The sequence below is a fragment of the Pseudoxanthomonas beigongshangi genome, assembly GCF_016820515.1.
GTDB classification, from domain to species: Bacteria; Pseudomonadota; Gammaproteobacteria; order Xanthomonadales; family Xanthomonadaceae; genus Pseudoxanthomonas_A; species Pseudoxanthomonas_A beigongshangi.
Map to the genome: position 1 here is coordinate 225,805 of NZ_JADHDV010000004.1, position 18,951 is coordinate 244,755.

15 protein-coding genes are annotated in these 18,951 nt (G+C 67.2%); 10 read left to right on the forward strand and 5 right to left on the reverse strand.

The window, feature by feature from the left end:
- Positions 1–24: 24 nt before the first annotated feature.
- The gene (locus tag IQ458_RS04865; RefSeq protein WP_183639724.1) at positions 25–2,004 is read right to left on the reverse strand and encodes a UvrD-helicase domain-containing protein; all 1,980 of its coding nucleotides are present in this window, start codon (positions 2,002–2,004) and stop codon (positions 25–27) included.
- A 289-nt stretch (positions 2,005–2,293) separates the two neighbouring features.
- On the opposite strand from IQ458_RS04865, the gene IQ458_RS04870 reads away from it, so the two are divergent.
- From IQ458_RS04870 to IQ458_RS04905, 8 genes are all read left to right on the forward strand, one after another.
- Positions 2,294–2,860 (forward strand): GspH/FimT family pseudopilin, encoded by a 567-nt coding sequence (locus IQ458_RS04870; protein ID WP_203322088.1) that lies wholly within the window; start codon positions 2,294–2,296, stop codon positions 2,858–2,860.
- 282 nt (positions 2,861–3,142) lie between these two features.
- Positions 3,143–3,754 carry a GspH/FimT family pseudopilin gene (locus IQ458_RS04875; RefSeq protein WP_203322089.1) on the forward strand — a complete coding sequence of 204 codons (612 nt, stop codon included), beginning with the start codon at positions 3,143–3,145 and terminating at the stop codon, positions 3,752–3,754.
- Between the two features lie 61 nt (positions 3,755–3,815).
- Positions 3,816–4,271, forward strand: coding sequence for a type IV pilus modification protein PilV (gene pilV, locus IQ458_RS04880; RefSeq protein ID WP_203322090.1), 456 nt, complete (start codon positions 3,816–3,818; stop codon positions 4,269–4,271).
- Positions 4,268–5,278, forward strand: a complete 1,011-nt coding sequence (locus tag IQ458_RS04885; protein WP_203322091.1) for a hypothetical protein — start codon at positions 4,268–4,270, stop codon at positions 5,276–5,278. Before pilV ends, IQ458_RS04885 begins: the two co-directional genes overlap by 4 nt.
- Entirely contained in the window at positions 5,275–5,865 is a 591-nt protein-coding gene (locus tag IQ458_RS04890; RefSeq protein ID WP_203322092.1) for a pilus assembly PilX family protein, read from the forward strand. The genes IQ458_RS04885 and IQ458_RS04890 overlap by 4 nt, the downstream gene beginning before the upstream one ends.
- A 102-nt stretch (positions 5,866–5,967) precedes the next feature.
- On the forward strand, positions 5,968–9,312 hold the full coding sequence (locus tag IQ458_RS19845) for a PilC/PilY family type IV pilus protein (RefSeq protein WP_203322093.1): 3,345 nt from the start codon (positions 5,968–5,970) through the stop codon (positions 9,310–9,312).
- Positions 9,313–9,416: 104 nt separating this feature from the next.
- The gene (locus IQ458_RS04900; RefSeq protein WP_183639715.1) at positions 9,417–10,211 is read left to right on the forward strand and encodes a sel1 repeat family protein; all 795 of its coding nucleotides are present in this window, start codon (positions 9,417–9,419) and stop codon (positions 10,209–10,211) included.
- Between the two features lie 33 nt (positions 10,212–10,244).
- Positions 10,245–10,865 carry a thymidine kinase gene (locus tag IQ458_RS04905; RefSeq protein ID WP_183639713.1) on the forward strand — a complete coding sequence of 207 codons (621 nt, stop codon included), beginning with the start codon at positions 10,245–10,247 and terminating at the stop codon, positions 10,863–10,865.
- Between the two features lie 956 nt (positions 10,866–11,821).
- Here the strand turns inward: IQ458_RS04905 and IQ458_RS04910 are convergent.
- The 4 genes from IQ458_RS04910 to IQ458_RS04925 form a co-directional block, all read right to left on the reverse strand.
- Positions 11,822–14,623: a protein kinase domain-containing protein gene (locus IQ458_RS04910; RefSeq protein WP_203322094.1), complete on the reverse strand. Its 2,802-nt coding sequence runs from the start codon at positions 14,621–14,623 to the stop codon at positions 11,822–11,824.
- A 15-nt stretch (positions 14,624–14,638) separates the two neighbouring features.
- Positions 14,639–15,205 (reverse strand): ECF-type sigma factor, encoded by a 567-nt coding sequence (locus IQ458_RS04915; RefSeq protein WP_183639709.1) that lies wholly within the window; start codon positions 15,203–15,205, stop codon positions 14,639–14,641.
- A 72-nt stretch (positions 15,206–15,277) separates the two neighbouring features.
- On the reverse strand, positions 15,278–16,102 hold the full coding sequence (mutM, locus tag IQ458_RS04920; protein WP_192198314.1) for a bifunctional DNA-formamidopyrimidine glycosylase/DNA-(apurinic or apyrimidinic site) lyase: 825 nt from the start codon (positions 16,100–16,102) through the stop codon (positions 15,278–15,280).
- A gap of 76 nt (positions 16,103–16,178) precedes the next feature.
- Entirely contained in the window at positions 16,179–17,000 is an 822-nt protein-coding gene (locus tag IQ458_RS04925; RefSeq protein ID WP_183639694.1) for an ABC transporter ATP-binding protein, read from the reverse strand.
- Between the two features lie 66 nt (positions 17,001–17,066).
- Between IQ458_RS04925 and IQ458_RS04930 the strand changes: the two genes are divergently transcribed.
- Both IQ458_RS04930 and IQ458_RS04935 read left to right on the forward strand, forming a co-directional pair.
- Positions 17,067–17,615 (forward strand): TlpA family protein disulfide reductase, encoded by a 549-nt coding sequence (locus IQ458_RS04930; RefSeq protein WP_203322095.1) that lies wholly within the window; start codon positions 17,067–17,069, stop codon positions 17,613–17,615.
- Between the two features lie 101 nt (positions 17,616–17,716).
- The gene (locus tag IQ458_RS04935) at positions 17,717–18,916 is read left to right on the forward strand and encodes a DesA family fatty acid desaturase (RefSeq protein ID WP_183639690.1); all 1,200 of its coding nucleotides are present in this window, start codon (positions 17,717–17,719) and stop codon (positions 18,914–18,916) included.
- Positions 18,917–18,951 lie beyond the last annotated feature (35 nt).

Here is an 18,951-nt window from a genome sequence, read left to right on the forward strand (position 1 = left end):
AGCGGCTCAAGGACGCAAGCCCGCCTACCCGTCCAGCAACGCCTGAATCGCCGCCAGCCCCGCGCTCGCGCGCTCCTTCTTGCGCTCGGCATCCGCCACCGGGTCCGCGCCGTCGCGCTGCAACTCGGCGGCGGGAAGTTCATCCAGGAAGCGGCTCGGCATCAGCCGGATGCGTTCGCCGAAGCGGCGGGTCTCGCGGCTGTGGCTCAGCCACAGCGCCTGCTTGGCGCGGGTGATGCCCACGTACATCAGGCGGCGTTCCTCGGCCAGGTTGCCTTCCTCCACGCTGATCTCGTGCGGCAGGGTGCCGTCCTCGCAGCCGACGATGAAGACATAGCGGAACTCCAGGCCCTTGGCCGCGTGCAGGCTCATCAGCCGCACCTGGTTGCCGCCGTCGTCCTTGTCGTTGCGCGACAGCAGCGCCAGCTGCGCGGCAAGATCGCCGACGTTGCCGCCGCGCGGTCCGCCGTCGAACCAGTCCGCCAGCTCGTCCAGGTTGGCGCGCCGGCGTTCGAAGCCGGCCTGATCCTTGCTCTGCGCGCGCAGATCGGCCAGCAGGCCGGAGCGCTCGACCAACCGCAGCAGCAGTTCCTTGGCCGACAGCGTCTTGGTGTGATCGCGCAGATCCCGGATCACGTCGTTGAACGCGCTCAGGCCGTTGGCCGCGCGCGCGGGCAATGCCTTGAGCACGGTCATCGACTCGGCCGCGCGCGACATCGGCATGCTCGCGTGCTGGGCCATCTCCGCCAGCTTGGCCAGCGAGGTGGTGCCCACTTCGCGCTTGGGCGACTGCACCGCGCGCAGGAACGCCGTGTCGTCATCCGGATTGGCGACCAGCCGCAGCCACGACAGCGCGTCCTTCACTTCCTGGCGCTCCAGGAACGCGGTGCCGCCGGTCAGGTGATAGGGCACGCGCAGCAATTGCAGCGCTTTTTCCAGCACGCGCGACTGGTGGTTGCCGCGGAACAGGATGCAGAAGTCGCTCCACGGTGCCTCGCGGGCCGTGTGCAGGAACGAAATCTCGGCGGCCACCTTCTCCGCCTCGTGCTCGCTGTCGCGGCACTCCCACACCCGGATGCGATCGCCGTCGGGCTGGTCGCTCCACAGTTTCTTCAGGTGTTCATGCGGGTTGTTGGCGATCAGTGTGTTGGCCGCGCGCAGCACCCGGTTGGAGCAGCGGTAGTTCTGCTCCAGCTTGATGATTTCCAGCTTGGGATAGTCCTTGGCCATCTCCAGCAGGTTGTCCGGGTTGGCGCCGCGCCAGGCGTAGATGCTCTGGTCGTCGTCGCCCACGCAGGTGAAATCGCCGCGCGGGCCGGCCAGTTGCTTCAGCAGGCGGTACTGGGCGTCGTTGGTGTCCTGGCACTCGTCCACCAGCAGGTAGCCGATGCGCTCGCGCCAGGCCTTGGCGATCTCCTCGTTGCCTTCCAGGATCTGCACTGGCAGTCGGATCAGATCGTCGAAGTCCACCGCGTTGAAGGTCGACAGGCGCGCCTGGTAGCGCGCGTACAGGCTGGCCGCCTCCTGTTCGCGCGCGCTGCGCGCGGCGGCCATCGCCTCCTCGGGCGACAGGCCGGCATTCTTGGCGCGCGAAATCAGGTTCTTGGCCGCGTCGATGGCGTCGGGCTTGGCGCCGGTCATCAGATCCTTGATCTGCGCGGCCGCGTCGTCGGCGTCGAAGATCGAGAAGCCGCGCTTCAGGCCGGCCGCCGCGTGCTCGATCTGCAGGAACTTCAACCCCAGCGCATGGAAGGTGCATACGGTCAGGCCGTCGGTCACGTCGCTCTTGAGCCGCTTGCCCAGGCGCTCGCGCATTTCCTTGGCGGACTTGTTGGTGAAGGTGATCGCGGCGATGCGCTTGGCCGGCATCCGGCCCGAGGTGATCAGGTGCGCGATCTTCTCGATGATCACGCGCGTCTTGCCGCTGCCGGCGCCGGCGAGCACCAGCAGCGGTCCGTGCACGTGCTGGACCGCGGCGCGTTGGGGAGGGTTGAGGCCTTGCATGGGGGCGCTATTGTAGGGCCAAGGCCGCCCCGCATCGGGGTCCGGAACGGCTCGAAACAGAAAATTTTCACATTGACATCCGGCCCCGCATCGGCGGGGCAACGGCGGTCACGCCGCATCCGTTCCACGGTCGCCCACTAGACCGTCATCCCGGTTCGCGTGCTTTCGGACGATTCCGATGGGGTCGCACCGGCTGCCGTGGTCTCCTCCCATTGTCACGTGACGCACTCTTGTTCGTATCCGGGGATCGCGCCGCGATGGCACGAATCGATACCCACGGAGTCAACGGATGCACCGACCCACATGGCATGGCGCACGCAAGTGCGCGGAAGGCTTCAGCCTCGTCGAACTGATGGCGACGACCGCGTTGCTCGCCCTCCTGGGCGCGATGGCGATGCCGTCGCTTGAAAACCTGATCAACGGCAATCGCCTGGCGAACGCCAGCAACGAGATGCTCGCGTTCCTGAATGCGGCGCGCCTGGAAGCCGTCACCCATCACACGCGGGTCGACCTCTGCCGCAGTGCGGATGGCGAACGTTGTTCGGACGACGCGCCGTCCCCGGCCGGCTGGATGGCCTATCGACCGGAGGGCGACGGGATCGAGGTGGTGGCCGCCACCCGGATGGATGGCCGCATCGTCCTGCAACTCAATCAGGCCGCGGCGGGCTGGACGGGATACGACGCCGACGGCCGGATCCGCACCCGCCCGCAGTTCCTGTCTTCCGGCCGCATGCGCCTGTGCATTCCGACGACCCGCCCGCGCGACAACATCCGCGACGTGACGATCCGCGCCAGTGGCCGGGTCGAAGTGACCGCCTCCAGCGGCAACGGCGAATGCCCGTCACCGTCGGACTGACGGGACGAAGATCCAGCCAACGAAGCGCGGGCCCGCGCACGCCGCGTGGCGACGGCCAAGCGCCCGACGCACCCGCGTTCCGGTAACGCCGAAACTGCCGGCAACGCATCGTCCACCGCGTGACCATCGCCGCGTTTGCGCGCCTTTCGGAATTCTCCGATGGCCCTCCCACCGTGTTGACGATTCCATTCCCGGTCCGTGGGTGCCGGCCGGAAACGTCCAAGGCATGGCGCCTGATGCAGGGGGATCGTTCCCGTGAGGGGCTACGCGGTGGAGAGCGCAATGGGTTTGAAGCGACGGAGTGGCGCGTGTCCCGATGCGGCGCGCAACGCGGCGGGCTTCACGCTGATCGAACTGGCGGTGACCATCGCGGTGCTGGCGATCCTGCTCGCGATCGCGTTCCCTTCCTTCGAGACCCTGATCAACCAGAACCGCCTGGGCGCGGCCAGCAACCAGGTGATCGCCACCCTGCAGACCGCGCGCGTCGAGGCCATCCGCCAGAACCGGAAGGTGATGATCTGCGATTCCGCAGACGGCGCCCAATGCCGATGCTGCGAGCGCAGATGGCGCGGCCTGCTGCTCGCCCAGCCCGAGGGGGAGAGCGGCAGCCGATCGCTGGCGTTCACGCAGTTCAATGCGCCCGTCGAGTTCATTCCCGGGGCGGCGTCCAACAGCAACTACTGGGAACACCGGATCGCCTACCGCGCGGATGGCCGGCCGGCGAACGGACCCTGGCCGTCGTTGTCCGGCCCGATCACGCTGCGGGTCTGCATTCCCACCTCCCGGCCCGCCAACAACATCCGCGACGTGGTGCTGCATCCCAGCGGACGCGTGGACGTGAGGGATGCCAACGGCGATGGCGCCTGCCCCTTCCCCGACACATCGCCGAGTTGAGGCGCGGATGAAAATAGGTCAACGCAGTGCCGCGCTCCGGTCGCCAACCACGCGCCGCCGGATGACAGGCGCCGGATTGCTCGAAGTGCTGGTCGCGGTGCTGGTGCTCGGCATCGGCCTGCTCGGCGTGGCCGCCACCCAGAGCGTGGCGCTGAAGGCCAACCAGGTATCGGCGATGCGCTCCCAGGCCATCATCGAGAGTTACGGCATGCTCGATGCGATCCGCGCGGCGATGCCGCCGGAAGCGCTGACTTCCTCTTCCGCGCGCGCGACGTTCCTGGCCGCCTACCAGTTGCAGCGGACCTGCAACGCCAGTGCCGGCGCCGCCGGCACGCTGGCCGAGAACGATCTGCGCCAATGGGTGACGGCGCTGCGGAACGATCTGGGGGAGGGCGCCTGCGGCACCGTCGCCTGCAATCCCAAGAGCGGCGAATGCGCGATCACGGTGGAGTGGGACGAATCGCGCCTGCCCGGCGGCCAGTCGGGCAACACCCTCACCATCAAGAGCCGCCCATGAGCGCCGTTGCGTTCCCGTCCTTCCCGTGCACGCGGGCCCGTCGGCGCCGGACCATCGCGATGCCGCCCGCGTCGATGGCGGGCCTGTCGCTGATCGAACTCATGATTGCCGTCGTGCTTGGCTTGCTGGTCGTGCTGGCCGCGATCGGCCTGTTCACCAGCAATCGCGCCGTCTACGACAGCACCGAGGCGCTGTCGCGCATCCAGGAAAACGCCCGCGCCGGATTCGAACTGATGGCGCGCGACCTCCGCGCCGCGGACGGCACCGTGTGCCGGACGCCCGTCGACACAAGCACGGCGGCCGCGGCTGCCTCGCCGGAAAAGATGCCGCTGATCCGGTGGGCGGGTGCAGCCAGCAAGCCCGCATGGGGCTTCGGCCTCTGGGGGGATGGCCTGCGGGGATGGAGCGGGCAACTGGGTGATGTCATCGAACTGCGCTCGGCTACGGCGGGTGCCGTGCCCATCGAGACGCACATCTCCAACACATTGAGTCACGTCGGCCCGCCCCGGTTCAAGCAGGCGGATGAACTGCTGGCCTGCGACGGCAACACCGGTTACCTGCTGAGCGCATCCGGCGTGGAGGGAAGTGCCGTTTCCTATACGCCTTCAGCTTGCAATGCAGTGATCTCCGGCAACTGCGACGAAGAGCAACTTCCTCTCGACCCCGCGCTCCGCCCGGCCTTCCTGGCCCCGGTCGCCGCGATCCGCTGGGAAGTGGGCACCAACCCGCGGGGCGGCCGAGCGCTGTATCGCGTGACGCCGGCGTCGGGATCCCACGTCGGCGACGACAGGGCGGAAGTCATCGACGGCGTGCGCACGCTGACGCTGCGCTACCTGCTGCCCGGCAAGACCGAGTACGTCCCGGCCGCCCAGGTCGGCGACTGGAAGGCGGTGCGCGCGGTGCGTGTCGCGCTGGAACTGGAAGCCTCGCCGGGCGGCGGCGCCGGCAACGAAAAAATCGGCCGCCGCATCGTGCATGTCGTCAGCCTGCGGAACCGCAATCCATGAGCGCCGCATCCCGTCCTTGTCTCCACGACCCACGCGCGCGCCAGCGGGGCAACACCCTGCTGGTCGTGCTGGTGCTGCTGCTGGTGATGACCCTGCTGGCGTTGGCCAGCCTGCGTATCGGCAACCTGGAAGAGCGCATGACCGCCAACCTGTTCGATCGCGGCCTGGCCTTCCAGGCCACCGAGGCGGCCTTGCGCGAAGGCGAAAGGTTGGCACGGTCGTCATCGACGCCGCCGGCCGCTGGCAGCGACTGCGTCAACGGCCTCTGCGGAAAACCGCAGAGCGTGCTGTCGGAGCAACAGATCACCGCCTTGTTCAAGAAATACGCACGCAGGGCCAGCCCGTTGGAAAAGAATACGCTGGCCGTACCCAATCCGGACAACGTCCGCTATCTGGTCGTGCATCGCGGACGCGCCGAATCCACCCATGGCTGCTCGCGTGTCCTGGGTCCCGGCGGCGCGATCAGGGACCCGCTGTGCCTGGTCGAGGCCTACCAGGTGGAGGCCCGCTACGAGGCTCCCGATCGCGCAGTGGTGGTGCTGCGCTCGGTGGTGCATGTCCCCGCGCCTTCTTCTCCCTCACCGTAGCCGGCTGCGATGAAACCAAGAACCCCTTGTCTGCATTCCCGGCGGAGCTCCCGCGTTTTCGCGGGAACCGCCGCCTTCCTGATCACGTTGCTGTGCGCGCCGGTGCGGGCCGCCATCGACGACGTCCCGATTCCGGCCGAACCGCTGGTGTCCGGCTCGGCGGTGGCGCCGAACATCATGCTGCTCCTGAACAACTCGCTGCCGGCGACACGGCTTGTCGATTACAAGCACACCTGGTACGGCCGGAGCACGATCAAGACTTACAACGGCAAGGACGGCGGATTTCACTACATGAGGGGTGAGAGCAGGGACGCTTCCTATAAGTACAATCTGCTCCACTATGATCCGCGGGTGACGTACCGGCCCTGGGTACGTCCGGATGGCAGCCGCTACCCGGACATGGATCCGGCGAACACCTACACGCATCTGGATCTGGCGGTGCCCGCCTACGACCGGACCATCGGCAGGATCGCCGAAAGCCCGCGGGGTTCGCTGTACGACTGGGACCCGCATGATCCGACGCATTCCGGCGCACCCCCGCCGATATACAAGCCGAACAAGTACGGATGGCTCGGGCAGCCGTTCTACGTGTTCAAGCACAACGGCGACAACATCAGCGACCTGCTCCAGTACACGCTCTACCGGCTGGTCAACGCGGACACCGCGTGGCGCTGCACGACGGCCGAAATGGGCGACAACGGCATCTGGAAGAAAACAACCTATTTCTGGATGGAACAGGGGGAGTGCGAGCGGGTATGGGATTTCACCTGGACAACCGAGGACGGGCGGACCATCCGGCGTTCCCTGGCCGAGGAATGGAAGAACTACGCCAACTGGTACGGCTATCACCGCACCCGGTTGAAGGTCGGCAAGGCCGCCGCGGGCGAGGCCTTCAGCCAGTTGCCGGAGCACTACCGCGTCGGCTACATGAACCTCGCCACCGGCATCAAGGGGATCGAACTGCCAATCCCGGTGAATTCGGATGGCGGGCGGTTCCGGGACAAGCCGGGCGTGTCGTCCAACCGCAGTGCCTGGTTCAGCCGGATGTACGGCGAGCGGGCCACGTGGACGGCGACGGCGCTACATACCGCGCTGCAGAATGCCGGCGACTACTTCTCCCGCAGCGATGCCAATGGGCCGTGGGGACCAGGCAACCTCTCGCAGCAGGCCACCTGTCGGCAGAACCACGTGATCGTGGCGAGCAACGGCTTATGGGAAAACCCCTCGCTGCGCTACCGGCCGGTCGGCAACACCGATGGCACGCCCGGCGAGGACATCCACGGGCCCGACGGCCGGCATTACCGGTACCAGCCCGGTCCTCCCCATGCCGACACGCATGCCGACACCCTGGCCGATCTGGTCATGCACTACTGGAAGACTGACCTGCGTCCCGACCTGACCAATAACGTGCCCGCGTCCGATACCAATCCGGCGTTCTGGCAACACATGGTGGTGTCGGCCGCTTCCATCGTCAATCGTGGTTACCTCAGCGCCGATGATCTGCCCCTGCTCAGGTCCGGGCAGAAGTCCTGGATGGACCCGTATGGAGGCGACGAGACGCATCGGGTGGATGATCTGTTCCACGCAACCCTCAACAGTCGCGGCCTGTTCGTCAGCGCCAAAAAACCGGAGGATCTGGCGAAAGGATTCACCGAGATCCTCGACGACGTGGGAGTGGGCAACAGCTCGGCCAGCAGCATCAGTTTCAACGGACCCGAGCTGAAGGCGGGAAGCCGCACCTATGTGGCGAACTTCACCTCGAAACGGTGGACAGGTGATCTGAAGGCCTATCCGGTGACGGCCAGCGGTATTTCCGGCGCGCCGATCTGGCGCGCGGCCAGCCAGATCCCCGCCGCCGCCAAGCGGCACATATTCACCCAGGGAGAGGCCGGGCAATCCGGACGCGGCCTGTCGAAACTGGCGACTTTTCCGACCCTGGCGCAGAAGGACACGCTCACCGAGCCGGTCGCCGACTGGATTCGCGGCGATCGCAGTCGCGAAGGCAAGGGTCTGCGCGTCCGTTCCGGTGTGCTGGGCGACATCGTGCATAGCTCGCCGCTGCATGTGAAGACGGCCAACGCCGAAGCGATCTTTGTCGGCGCCAACGACGGCATGCTGCATGCGTTCGACGCCGTCACCGGCAAGGAGATATTCGCCTACGTGCCCGGCTTGCTGGACATGGAATCGCTGAAGTACCTCGCCGAGGCGGAGAAGTACCGGCATCGCTACTACGTCGACGGCCCGTTGGTGGCCGGACGCATCGACGGCGATGAGGTCACCGTGGTCGGCACGCTGGGACGTGGCGGACGCAGGGTGTACGCGGTTTCGTTGAATCTGGCCAAACCCTCCAGCGCGCCGGCCGGATGGGAGTACACCGATGACGAGGACATGGGGATGGTGCTGTCGCGCCCGCAGATCCATCGCATCGCCGGGCAGGGAGGGGCGGCCCGGACGGTGGCGCTGGTACCCAACGGCATCAACAGCCCCAGCGGTCGGGCGGCCCTGTACGTGCTCGACGCGGAGACCGGCGAGCGGATCGGCAAGATCGTGGCGGGCAATGAAACCGGCAACGGACTTTCCGCGTTGACGGTGCTGGACCGCAACGGTGATGGCCGCGTCGATACCGCGTATGCCGGCGATCTGCGCGGCAACGTATGGCGGTTCGACCTGTCGGGTACCGCGGGCAACGGGCAGGCCAGCCGAATGTTCACCGCCACCAACGCGGCAGGCCAACGCCAGCCCATCACCGGCGGGGTAGGCGTCGCCCTGCACCCCGCCACCCGTCGGCCCTGGGTGTTTTTCGGCACCGGGAGCTATTTGAGCGCGGACGACGCCGCCGACGTGTCGGTGCAGAGCTGGTATGGCGTGGAGGACCGGGGTACTGCGGCCAGTCGGAATCAACTGCGCACGCGGCGAATCGTTGCCACCGGCAGCATCGGCGGAAAAACCGTGCGCGCCTTCGGCAAGGCGTCGGCGAACGACATGACCGGCAAGCGCGGTTGGGTGGTCGACCTGCAGACACCGGGCACCGATGCCGAAGGCGAGCGCATGATCGGCGAAACCCAGCAGGTGATCGGCGGCCGTACGCTGATGGCGTCCAGCATGATCGCGGAAGGCGGTGGCTGCGGCGGCGCGGGGCGTGGCTACCTCAATGCGATCGACGCCTTCTCCGGCGGCGCTACCTCCAATCCGTTCTTCGATGTGGACGGCGATGGCCGTTTCGACGGAAACGACAATGTCGATGGCACGCCGACGGGATCGATCGATCTGGACCTGGGGATGGTGACCGACCCGGGCATCCTGCTGGGCGATCTGGTGCAGGGGAGCAATCCATCGCTGGCCTGTGTCGGAGGCGCGTCCGGCACGCCCGGCTGCGTGTCCCTGAACCTGCAGGGCATGGGTTCGCACTACGGGCGGGTGTCCTGGATGGAGATCATCCGGGATTAGCGCCGCCATCCATCCGCGCGACCGTGCCATCAGTGGGAGAGACAGTCGCCGGCATTCCTTCTAGGATTTGGACCACCGGGGATTTACAGGAAATGATCAGGATGATGCGCAAACGACTTTGGCTGCTGGCCATGCTGCCGATATCCGCCGCCATGGCGGCGGACAAGAAGCCCGCGCCGCCGCCGGATCCGACGTCCGATCCGTTGATGATCACGGCCGGCTTCCTGACCCATCACCCGGACATGAAGTACCGCCTGCTGGGCATGGAGGCGTTCAAGGCCAAGAAGTATGAAGACGCGATGCGCTTCTTCCGCCGCGCCAGCTTCTATGCCGACAAGCCCTCGCAGGGCATGGTCGCGGAAATGCTGTGGAACGGGCAGGGCGCGCCGCAGGACAGGGTGCTGGCCTACGCCTGGATGGATCTGGCTGCCGAGCGCGGCTATGCCGGTTTCCTCGGCCTGCGCGAGCGCTACTGGAGTGCCCTGACCGAGGCCGAGCGCGAGCGCGCCGTCAGCGAGGGCCAGGCCATCTATGCCCGCTTCGGCGACGCCGCCGCCAAGCCGCGCTATGAAACCCAGCTGCGGCGCGGCCGCATGCAAATCACCGGCAGCCGCACCGGCTTCGCCGGCAACGTGCAGATCATCGTGCCCGGTCCCGGCGGCGAGCAAACCATCGACGGCAGCAAGTTCTACGACCCACGTTACTGGGACGCCAAGAAGTACTGGGCCTATACCGACCAGGTCTGGGCGAAACCGCGCATCGGCCGGGTCTCGGTGGGCGAGGTGGAGCAGGTCGATGAACTGCCGCCGGCCCCCAGCTCGCGCGTGCCGGAAACCACCCCGCAGATCGACGCGCCGGAACCGGACGTGCCCGAGGAGCCCGCGCCCGTCAATCCCTGACGGGCCGGCCATGCGCGGCAGTAGAATCCGCGCATGGCCAAGCTCTACTTCTACTACTCGGCGATGAACGCCGGGAAGACCACCACGTTGCTGCAATCCGCCCACAACTACCGGGAGCGGGGCATGCGCGTGCTGATCCTGACCCCCCGCCTGGACGATCGCGCCGGCACCGGCGTGGTCGCCTCGCGCATCGGCCTGAAGGCCAGCGGCACCGCCTTCGTCCACGACACCGATCTGGAAAGGCTGATCCGCGCGGACCTCGCCGAACACGGCAAGCTCGACTGCGTGCTGGTGGACGAGGCGCAGTTCCTGACCAAGCCGCAGGTGTGGCAGCTCAGCGAAGTGGTGGATGCGTTGCGCATCCCGGTGCTGTGCTACGGCCTGCGCACCGACTTCCGCGGCGAACTGTTCGAAGGCAGCCAGTACCTGCTGGCCTGGGCCGACGAGATCGCCGAAATCAAGACCATCTGCCACACCGGCAAGAAGGCGATCATGACCGTGCGCGTGGACGAGGAAGGCCGCGCGGTTCAGGACGGCCCGCAGGTGGAAATCGGCGGCAACGACCGCTACGTCTCGGTCAGCCGCGCCGAGTTCAAGCGCATCGCGCGCGGCGAAAGCCGCATCGAACCAATGCAGGCCCCGCTACCCTTGTAGAGCCGAGCTTGCTCGGCTGCTTTGTCCTGGAGAAGCCTAAAAGCAAATCCCCCTCAATCCCCCTTTTGCAAAGGGGGAGGAACAGCGGGTTTCCGGGCGTCGGAGTTGCTTGTTAGCCCCCTTTGAAAAAGGGGGCGGGCGCCGGAGGCGACGGGGGATTGGCTCTTGGCGCGAACAGCAAATCCCCCTCAATCCCCCTTTTACAAAGGGGGGGAGGAACAGCGGGTTTTCGGGCGTCGGAGTTGCTTGTTAGCCCCCTTTGAAAAAGGGGGCGGGCGCCGAAGGCGATGGGGGATTGGCTCTTGGCGCGAACAGCAAATCCCCCTCAATCCCCCTTTTACAAAGGGGGGGAGGAACAGCGGGTTTTCGGGCGTCGGAGTTGCTTGTTAGCCCCCTTTGAAAAAGGGGGCGGGCGCCGAAGGCGATGGGGGATTGGCTCTTGGCGCGAACAGCAAATCCCCCTCAATCCCCCTTTTACAAAGGGGGGGAGGAACAGCGGGTTTTCGGGCGTCGGAGTTGCTTGTTAGCCCCCTTTGAAAAAGGGGGCGGGCGCCGAAGGCGATGGGGGATTGGCTCTTGGCGCGAACAGCAAATCCCCCTCAATCCCCCTTTTACAAAGGGGGGGAGGAACAGCGGGTTTTCGGGCGTCGGAGTTGCTTGTTAGCCCCCTTTGAAAAAGGGGGCGGGCGCCGAAGGCGATGGGGGATTGGCTCTTGGCGCGAACAGCAAATCCCCCTCAATCCCCCTTTTACAAAGGGGGAGGAACAGCGGGTTTTCGGGCGCTGAAGCTTCCTGGTAGCCCCCTTTGAAAAAGGGGGCGGGCGCCGGAGGCGACGGGGGATTGGCTCTTGGCGCGAAAAAGAAAACCCCACTTCGCTCCCCTTCAACAGGAGCGAAGATCNAAAGAAAACCCCACTTCGCTCCCCTTCAACAGGAGCGAAGATCCATCCCCAACCTCAAATGCACCGCGCCCGAATCCGCGCAATCTCCCGCGGAATGACACCACCATCCGGCTGCGCGGTGCGCAGTTCGGTCAGCAGCGCATCCAGATCCCGGCGGCCACGCTCGCGTTGATCGCGTTCGCAGCGCAGCTCGGCGGCGTAGCCGCGCGCGCTCCAGCGCAGTTTCGGGATCTCGCTGCCTTCGCCCTTGCGCACGGCCAGCGCGTCCATCCGGCGCAGCGCTTCGTTGACCTGTCCGGTGCGGCCCAGCTGGCGGGCCAGCGACAGCTCGGCGAACAGCGTGCGCGGATGGTCGGTGCCGTAGCCGATGCGGGTCAGTTTCTCGGCGCGATCGAAGTACTCGCTGGCTGCGGCCAGATCCCCGCGCGAGGCCAGCACCTCGCCGATCAGGCGATCGGTTTCGCCGACCAGCGCGTGGCTGGCGCCGAACAGTTCGGCGCGCAGTCCGCGCGCTTCCTGCAACGCGGCCAGCGCCTCGTCCTCGCGGCCGGCGCTGTGCAGCACCATGCCGTAGTTGTAGAGCCCGCCGGGCAGTTGCTGGCGGCTGTCCGGGCTGCGCCAGACCCGCACCGCGCGTTCGATGTCGGCGACGGCGGCATCGGTGTCGCCCAGTTCCCAGGCGATGATGCCCAGCGAGTTCCAGCTGGATCCGGTTTCGCGATGGGCCGGTCCCAGCGCATTGATCGTCTGCTCGTGCAGCTGGCGCATCTGCGCGTTGGCTTCGGTGAAATGGCCCAGATCCACCTGCACCGCGCCCATCTGCCGGCGCACCGCCAGGGTCGCCGGATGGCGATCACCGTGGATGTCGCGGGCCAGCGCGAGCGCGCGCCGGTAGTGCATCAGCGCGGTCTGCGAATCGCCGCGGATCCGGTACAGGCTGGCGAGACTGCGTTCGATGTCGACCGCCAGCGGATGGCGCTGGCCGTCGTACTGGCGCAGGTGCACGAGCGCGGCGTTGAAACCGCGGATCGCGCCATCGGCATTGCCCATGTCGCTTTCCAGTCCGGCCAGGTCGTACAGGCTCTCGGCAACGCCGGTCTGATCACGCAGGCCGCGACGGATCAGCTGCGAGCGCAGGAACAACTGGCGCGCGGTCTGGCGGTCGGCGACCGCGCGTCGGCAACGTCCGTCCTGCGACAGGAAATCGGCGGCCTGTTGCGGCAACTGGATCTGCAGGCGGCCGATGTCCGCTTCCAGCCGGATCATCGCGTCGATGCAGTCGCGCTGCCGCCCCAGCAGGGCCAGCACGCGGCCTCGCTGGGTGGTGCTTTCCAGGGTCAGCGCGGGCGCGTCGCTGCCTTGCAGCAGGCGCTGTTGCCGGTCCAGCAGGTCCAGCGCCTCGCGGTAGTCGCCCAGGCCGATGCGCAGGCGCGCGATCACGCCCAGCAGTTCGGCGTGCGCCAGCGGCTGCCGGGCCAGTTCGCGTTCGCCGCGACGCTCGCCCGCCACCAGCAGTTCGCGCGCGTCGTAGGTGTTGCCGCGCTGCGCGCTGCCGGCATTGTCGAACAGGCCGATCACGAAGTTCTGCATCGCCTGCGCGCGCGCGGCCTCGCGCACCGCCTGCTGGCTCTGCCACAGGCTGGCGCCGAGCGCGGCGACCAGGATCAGCGCGGTCACGCTGCCGGCGGCCAGCGCCCAGCGATGGCGGGAAATGTACTTGCGCGCGCGATAGCCCAGGCTCTGCGGCCGCGCGTGCACCGGTCGCCCATCCATGTGCCGGCGCAGATCCAGCGCCAGCGCTTCCACCGACGGATAGCGTTGTTCCGGCGACTTGGCCAGCGCCTTCAGCGCGATGTTGTCCAGATCGCCAGACAGCTGGCGGCCGTGGCGGCGCGCGTTCGGGCACTCGGTGCGCCCGCCGCCGGTGGTGCGCTGCGCGGCCACCGAGGGCTTGAGCGGTTCCACCGCCAGGATCGCTTCCTCCCACTCCGCATCGCTCTGCCGGCGCAGCCGGTACGGCTTGGTGCCGGCCAGCAGTTCGTACAGCACCACGCCCAGCGAGTACACGTCGGTCATGGTGGTGACCGGTTCGCCGCGGATCTGTTCGGGCGCGGCGTAGTGCAGGGTGAACGCGCGGACTTCGGTGCGTGGATTCAGCGGCGCGGGCTCGCTTTCATCCAGCAGCTTGGCGATGCCGAAGTCGAGCAGGCGCACATTGCGGTCCGGCGAGACCAGGATGTTGGAAGGCTTGAGATCGCGATGGACGATCAGGTTGGCGTGGGCGTGGCTGACCGCCTCGCAGACCTGCAGGAACAGGCGCAGGCGATCGTCGATGGACAGCGCGTTGACCTGGCAGTACTCGGTCAGCGGGATGCCCTCGACATACTCCAGCGCCAGGTAGGGCTGGCTGCCCTGGCTCACCCCGGCGTCGAGCAGGCGCGCGATGTTGGGGTGCTCCAGCCGCGCCAGGATTTCGCGTTCGCGGGTGAAGCGCAGGCGCAGGTTGGGATCAGCCAGGCCCGGGCGCAGCAGTTTCAGCGCGACCCGGCGCTGGTACAGGCCATCGGCGCGCGAGGCCAGCCAGACCATGCCCATGCCGCCTTCGCCCAGCAGGTCCTCCAGCCGGTAGGGGCCGATGAGCATGCCGGGCTGCAGTCCGCTCTGGGGCTTTTCCAGCAGCGGGGCTTCCATGAAACCCTCGCTCTCATCCTCCAGCGCGAGCAGTTTCTCCAGCTCGATCGCCAGCTCCGGATCCTCGGCGCGAATCGCGTCCATCCGGTGCGCGCGCGCGTCCGGCGCCAGTTCCAGCAGGACATCAAGCAGGGGGGAAAGCTGTTTCCAGCGTTCGACGTCCACGATGGACCGCCGTGATCAGGGTTCCTGCATCGTCGACAGCAGGAACATCCGCGCCTTTTGCCAGTCGCGGCGGATGCTGCGTTCGGAGCGCTGCAGGAGCTCGGCGATTTCCAGTTCCGACAGACCGGCGAAGTAACGCAGTTCCACCACCTTGGCCAGGCGTTCGTCCGCCTGCGCCAGCTGGTCCAGCGCGGCGTTCAGCGCCAGCAGGTCCTCGTCGAGTTTCAGGTTGCCTTCAACTTCCTCGGGAATGTCCGCGACCCGCTTGAGGTCGCCGCCGCGCTTGCGCGCCAGCCGGCTGCGCGCGTAATCCACCACCACGCTGCGCATGGAGGAGGCGGCATAGGCGAAGAAGTGCGCGCGGTCCTCGAACTTGGCCGTTCCGGTGGAACCGATCAGCTTGAGGTAGGACTCGTGGACCAGCGCGGTCGCGTCCAGGGTGTAGCCATGCTGGCCCGACAGCTGGCGGCGGGCCATGGTGTGCAGTTCCTGGTAGAGCGTGGCCAGCACCCGATCCAGCGCGGCGCGATCGCCGTTGCGGGCCGAATCCAGCCAGAGGGTGATGTCTGAAGCGTCCGCCATGTGCTTTCCCCACAAGTCAGGCGGCGAATATAGCCCCAAATGTGAATAAAGGCATTCGGGAGAAGGTCCCTGTCACTTCTGGCAGTGGCCGCACCAGACGGTCGTGCGCTGGCCGATGCTGGCTTCCTTCATCGGCCGCCGGCAGCGCGGGCAGGGCTCGCCGCCGCGCCCGTAGGCCGACAGTTCCTGCTCGAAGTAGCCGGGCGCCCCGTCCGGGCTGATGAAGTCGCGCAGGGTGGTCCCTCCGCGGGTAATGGCGTAACCGAGGATCCGCTTGACCGCGTCGGCCAGGGCCACGTAGCGCTCGCGCGAGACCCTGCCGGCGGCGCGCAGCGGCGAGATGCCGGCCAGGAACAGGCTCTCGGCCGCGTAGATGTTGCCCACCCCGACCACCACGCCCTGGTCCATCAGGAAGGTCTTCACCGGCGCCTTGCGGCCACGGCTGAGTTCGAACAGGTAGTCGCCGTCGAACGCGTCCGACAGCGGTTCCGGCCCCAGTCCCTGCAGGAGGGGATGGATCTCGCCGGCCGGCTGCCACAGCAGGCAACCGAAGCGCCGCGGGTCATTGAAGCGCAACACCCGCTGCTGCCCGCGCGGACCTTCCACCGCGATGTCGACATGATCGTGCGCACGCACCGGCGTATCCACCGGCAGCACCCGCAGGCTGCCGGACATGCCCAGGTGCAGCAACGCGCTGCCGCCGTCCACATCCATCAACAGGTACTTGGCCCGCCGCCGCACCTCGGCGATGCGCTGGCCGGGCAGCTCGCGCGCGATCTCCGGCGGAATCGGCCAGCGCAGATCCGGCCGGCGCAGCGTCACCTCGCGGATGCGCCGTCCTTCCAGATGCGGGGCCAGACCCCGGCGGGTGGTTTCGACTTCGGGCAGTTCGGGCATGGGGAAACCGGTGCGGCCGGGAAGGAGAGGCGATGACGATCAGATGGGGATGCGGAGCGTCACGGCAAGGTCCGCTTCAATCCAGCCCCAGCACGAACCGCCCACCCTCACGCCGCACCTGCAACGGCCCGCCATAGGCGGCGGACAGGTTTTCCGAGGTGAGGATGTCGTCGGGTGCGCCGTCGGCCATCACATCGCCGGCGCGCAGCAGGATCACGCGCTGGAATTCGGGGACGATTTCTTCCAGGTGATGGGTGACCAGCACCAGGGTGATGCCCTGGCGCGCGAGATCGCGCAGTAGTTCCAGGAAGTGGCGCTGGGCGATCAGGTCCAGGCCGGCCGTGGGTTCGTCCAGCAACAGCGCCTCGGGCTGGTGCACGAGCGCGCGGGCGATGAGCACGCGGCGCATTTCGCCGGTGGACAGTTCGGCGACTTCGCGGTCGGCCAGCGCGGTGGCCTCGACCGCCGCCAGCGCGCGGCGGGCCTGCGCGCGCATCTGCGCGTCCACCTCGCAATGCGGCGGGATCACGAAACTGGAGAAGAAGCCGGTGACGACCGCGTCCTCCACCCGCAGCTGCGGCATCTCCTGCAGGTTGCGGGTGAGGTCGCTGGTGACCACGCCCAGCCGGGTGCGCAGTTCGGCCACGTTCCAGCGGCGCAGGCCGAACACCTTGACCGGCGCGTCGCCTTCACGGGCCAGCGGATACAGCTCGCGGTTGATCAGCTTGATGAAGGTCGACTTGCCGCAGCCGTTGGGGCCGAGGATGACGGTGTGCTGGCCCAGCGGGATGCTCAGGGTCAGCTCGCGCAGCACGCGGACGGAGCCGCGGATGACGGTGGCGCGATCGAGTTCGAACAGGGGCGCCGGCGCGGGCGCGGCATCGGGGGCGAGGGACATCGGCGGGGCTGTCTGGGGGAGTGGAAGCGGGATAGACTCGGCGCCAGTCCAGGGAGGGAACCGACCATGCGCCGCATCCGCCTCGCCGTCCTGCTGCTCTGTCTTTCGTTGACCTTCCCCGCGTTCGCGCAGTCGCCCGCCATCGGCGATCCGGCACCGACCGTACTCGGCAAGGGACGTGACGGAAAGATAGTCGATCTGGCCGAACACCGGGGCAAGGTGGTGATCGTGACCTTCTGGGCGTCCTGGTGCGGTTACTGCCTGAAGGAACTGCCGGTGCTGGACGCCCTGCAGAAGAAGGTCGACCCCCAGTGGCTGCAGGTCATCGCGGTGAACGTCGAGGACCCGCCCGCCACCTACCGGCAGATGATGCGGCAGATGCGCGATTACAGCCTGCTGCAGTCCCGCGACCCCAACGGTGACATCGCGCGCACCTACAGTGTGAAGGCCTACCCGAATCTGTGGGTGATCGACACCCAGGGTCGTATCGCCAGCCATCACGTCGGCTACGGCGAGGACTCGCTCGAGTCGATTGTGGGCGAGATCAAGCGGGTGCTGACCGAAGAAATGCACCGCCAGGAAGCGGCCGCGGCAGCGGCGAAATCCGCCAGCTGAACACCATTCGGCGGCGTCGGGTGAAATCGTCACGTGCAGGCCGCATGATGCGCTGACGGCACCGGACCCCACCGGCGCCGGTGCCTGACGGAGCGCTTTCCATGTCCGACTCGTTGCTGCAGTTCCTGATCGGAGGCCTGACCGGCCTGGTCTGGTGGGAGCTGTTGATCGTGCTGCTGGTCTTCACCCAGCTGACCATCTTCTCGGTGACGCTGTACCTGCATCGCAGCCAGGCGCACCGGGGCGTGGATTTCCATCCGGTGCTGAACCACTTCTTCCGGTTCTGGACCTGGCTGACCACCTCGATGATCACCAAGGAGTGGGTCGCCATCCATCGCAAGCATCACGCGAAGGTGGAGACCGAAGAGGATCCGCACAGTCCGCAGACCAAGGGCATCGGCAATGTGTTCTGGCGCGGCGTGGAGCTGTACCGCGAAGCGCGCGGGCAGCGCGCCGACATCGAGCAGTACGGCAAGGGCGCGCCGGACGATTGGATCGAGCGCCATGTGTACACCCCGCACGCCAACCTGGGACCGACCTTGTTGCTGCTGATCAACGCCACCCTGTTCGGCCTGCCCGGCGTCGCGTTGTGGGCGATCCAGATGGCGTGGATTCCGTTCTGGGCGGCGGGCGTGATCAATGGCCTGGGCCACTGGTGGGGCTATCGCAATTTCGAATCCTCCGATACCTCGACCAACCTGACGCCATGGGGCGTGTGGGTGGGCGGCGAGGAGCTGCATAACAACCATCACGCCTTCCCCAGTTCGGCACGCTTCTCGATGCGCCGCTGGGAAGTGGATATCGGCTGGATCGTGATCAAGGGCATGGAGAAGGTCCGGCTGGCGAAAGTGTTGCGGGTGGCACCCACCCTGGACATTCGCCCGAACATCGCGGTGCCTGACGCAGACACGCTGAAGGCGCTGCTGTCGCACCGTTTCCAGGCCATGACCGACTACCAGCGCAACGTGCTCAAGCCGGCGCTGAAGGAAGAGGCCGCGCAGGCGGGCGCCAAGCTGCGCGCACTACTGCCGCGCAAGCTGCGTCGTGGCCTGGTCGACGACGGCCGCTGGCTCAAGCCGGACGCGCGCGAACAACTGCGCAACTGGGTCTCGCAGCGGCCGCGCATCAGCGCGCTGGTCGAACACCGCGCGCGCCTGTCGGCGCTGCTTGAAGCCCGCAGCCATGATGCGGCGGAGCGGTTGAAGGCGTTGCAGGCGTGGTGCCATGAGGCCGAGGCCAGTGGTATCCGGGCGTTGCAGGAGTACTCCGCGCGGTTGAAGGGGTATGCGTTGGCGCATTGAGGTTTGCGGCGAAGAGCCAATCCCCCTCAATCCCC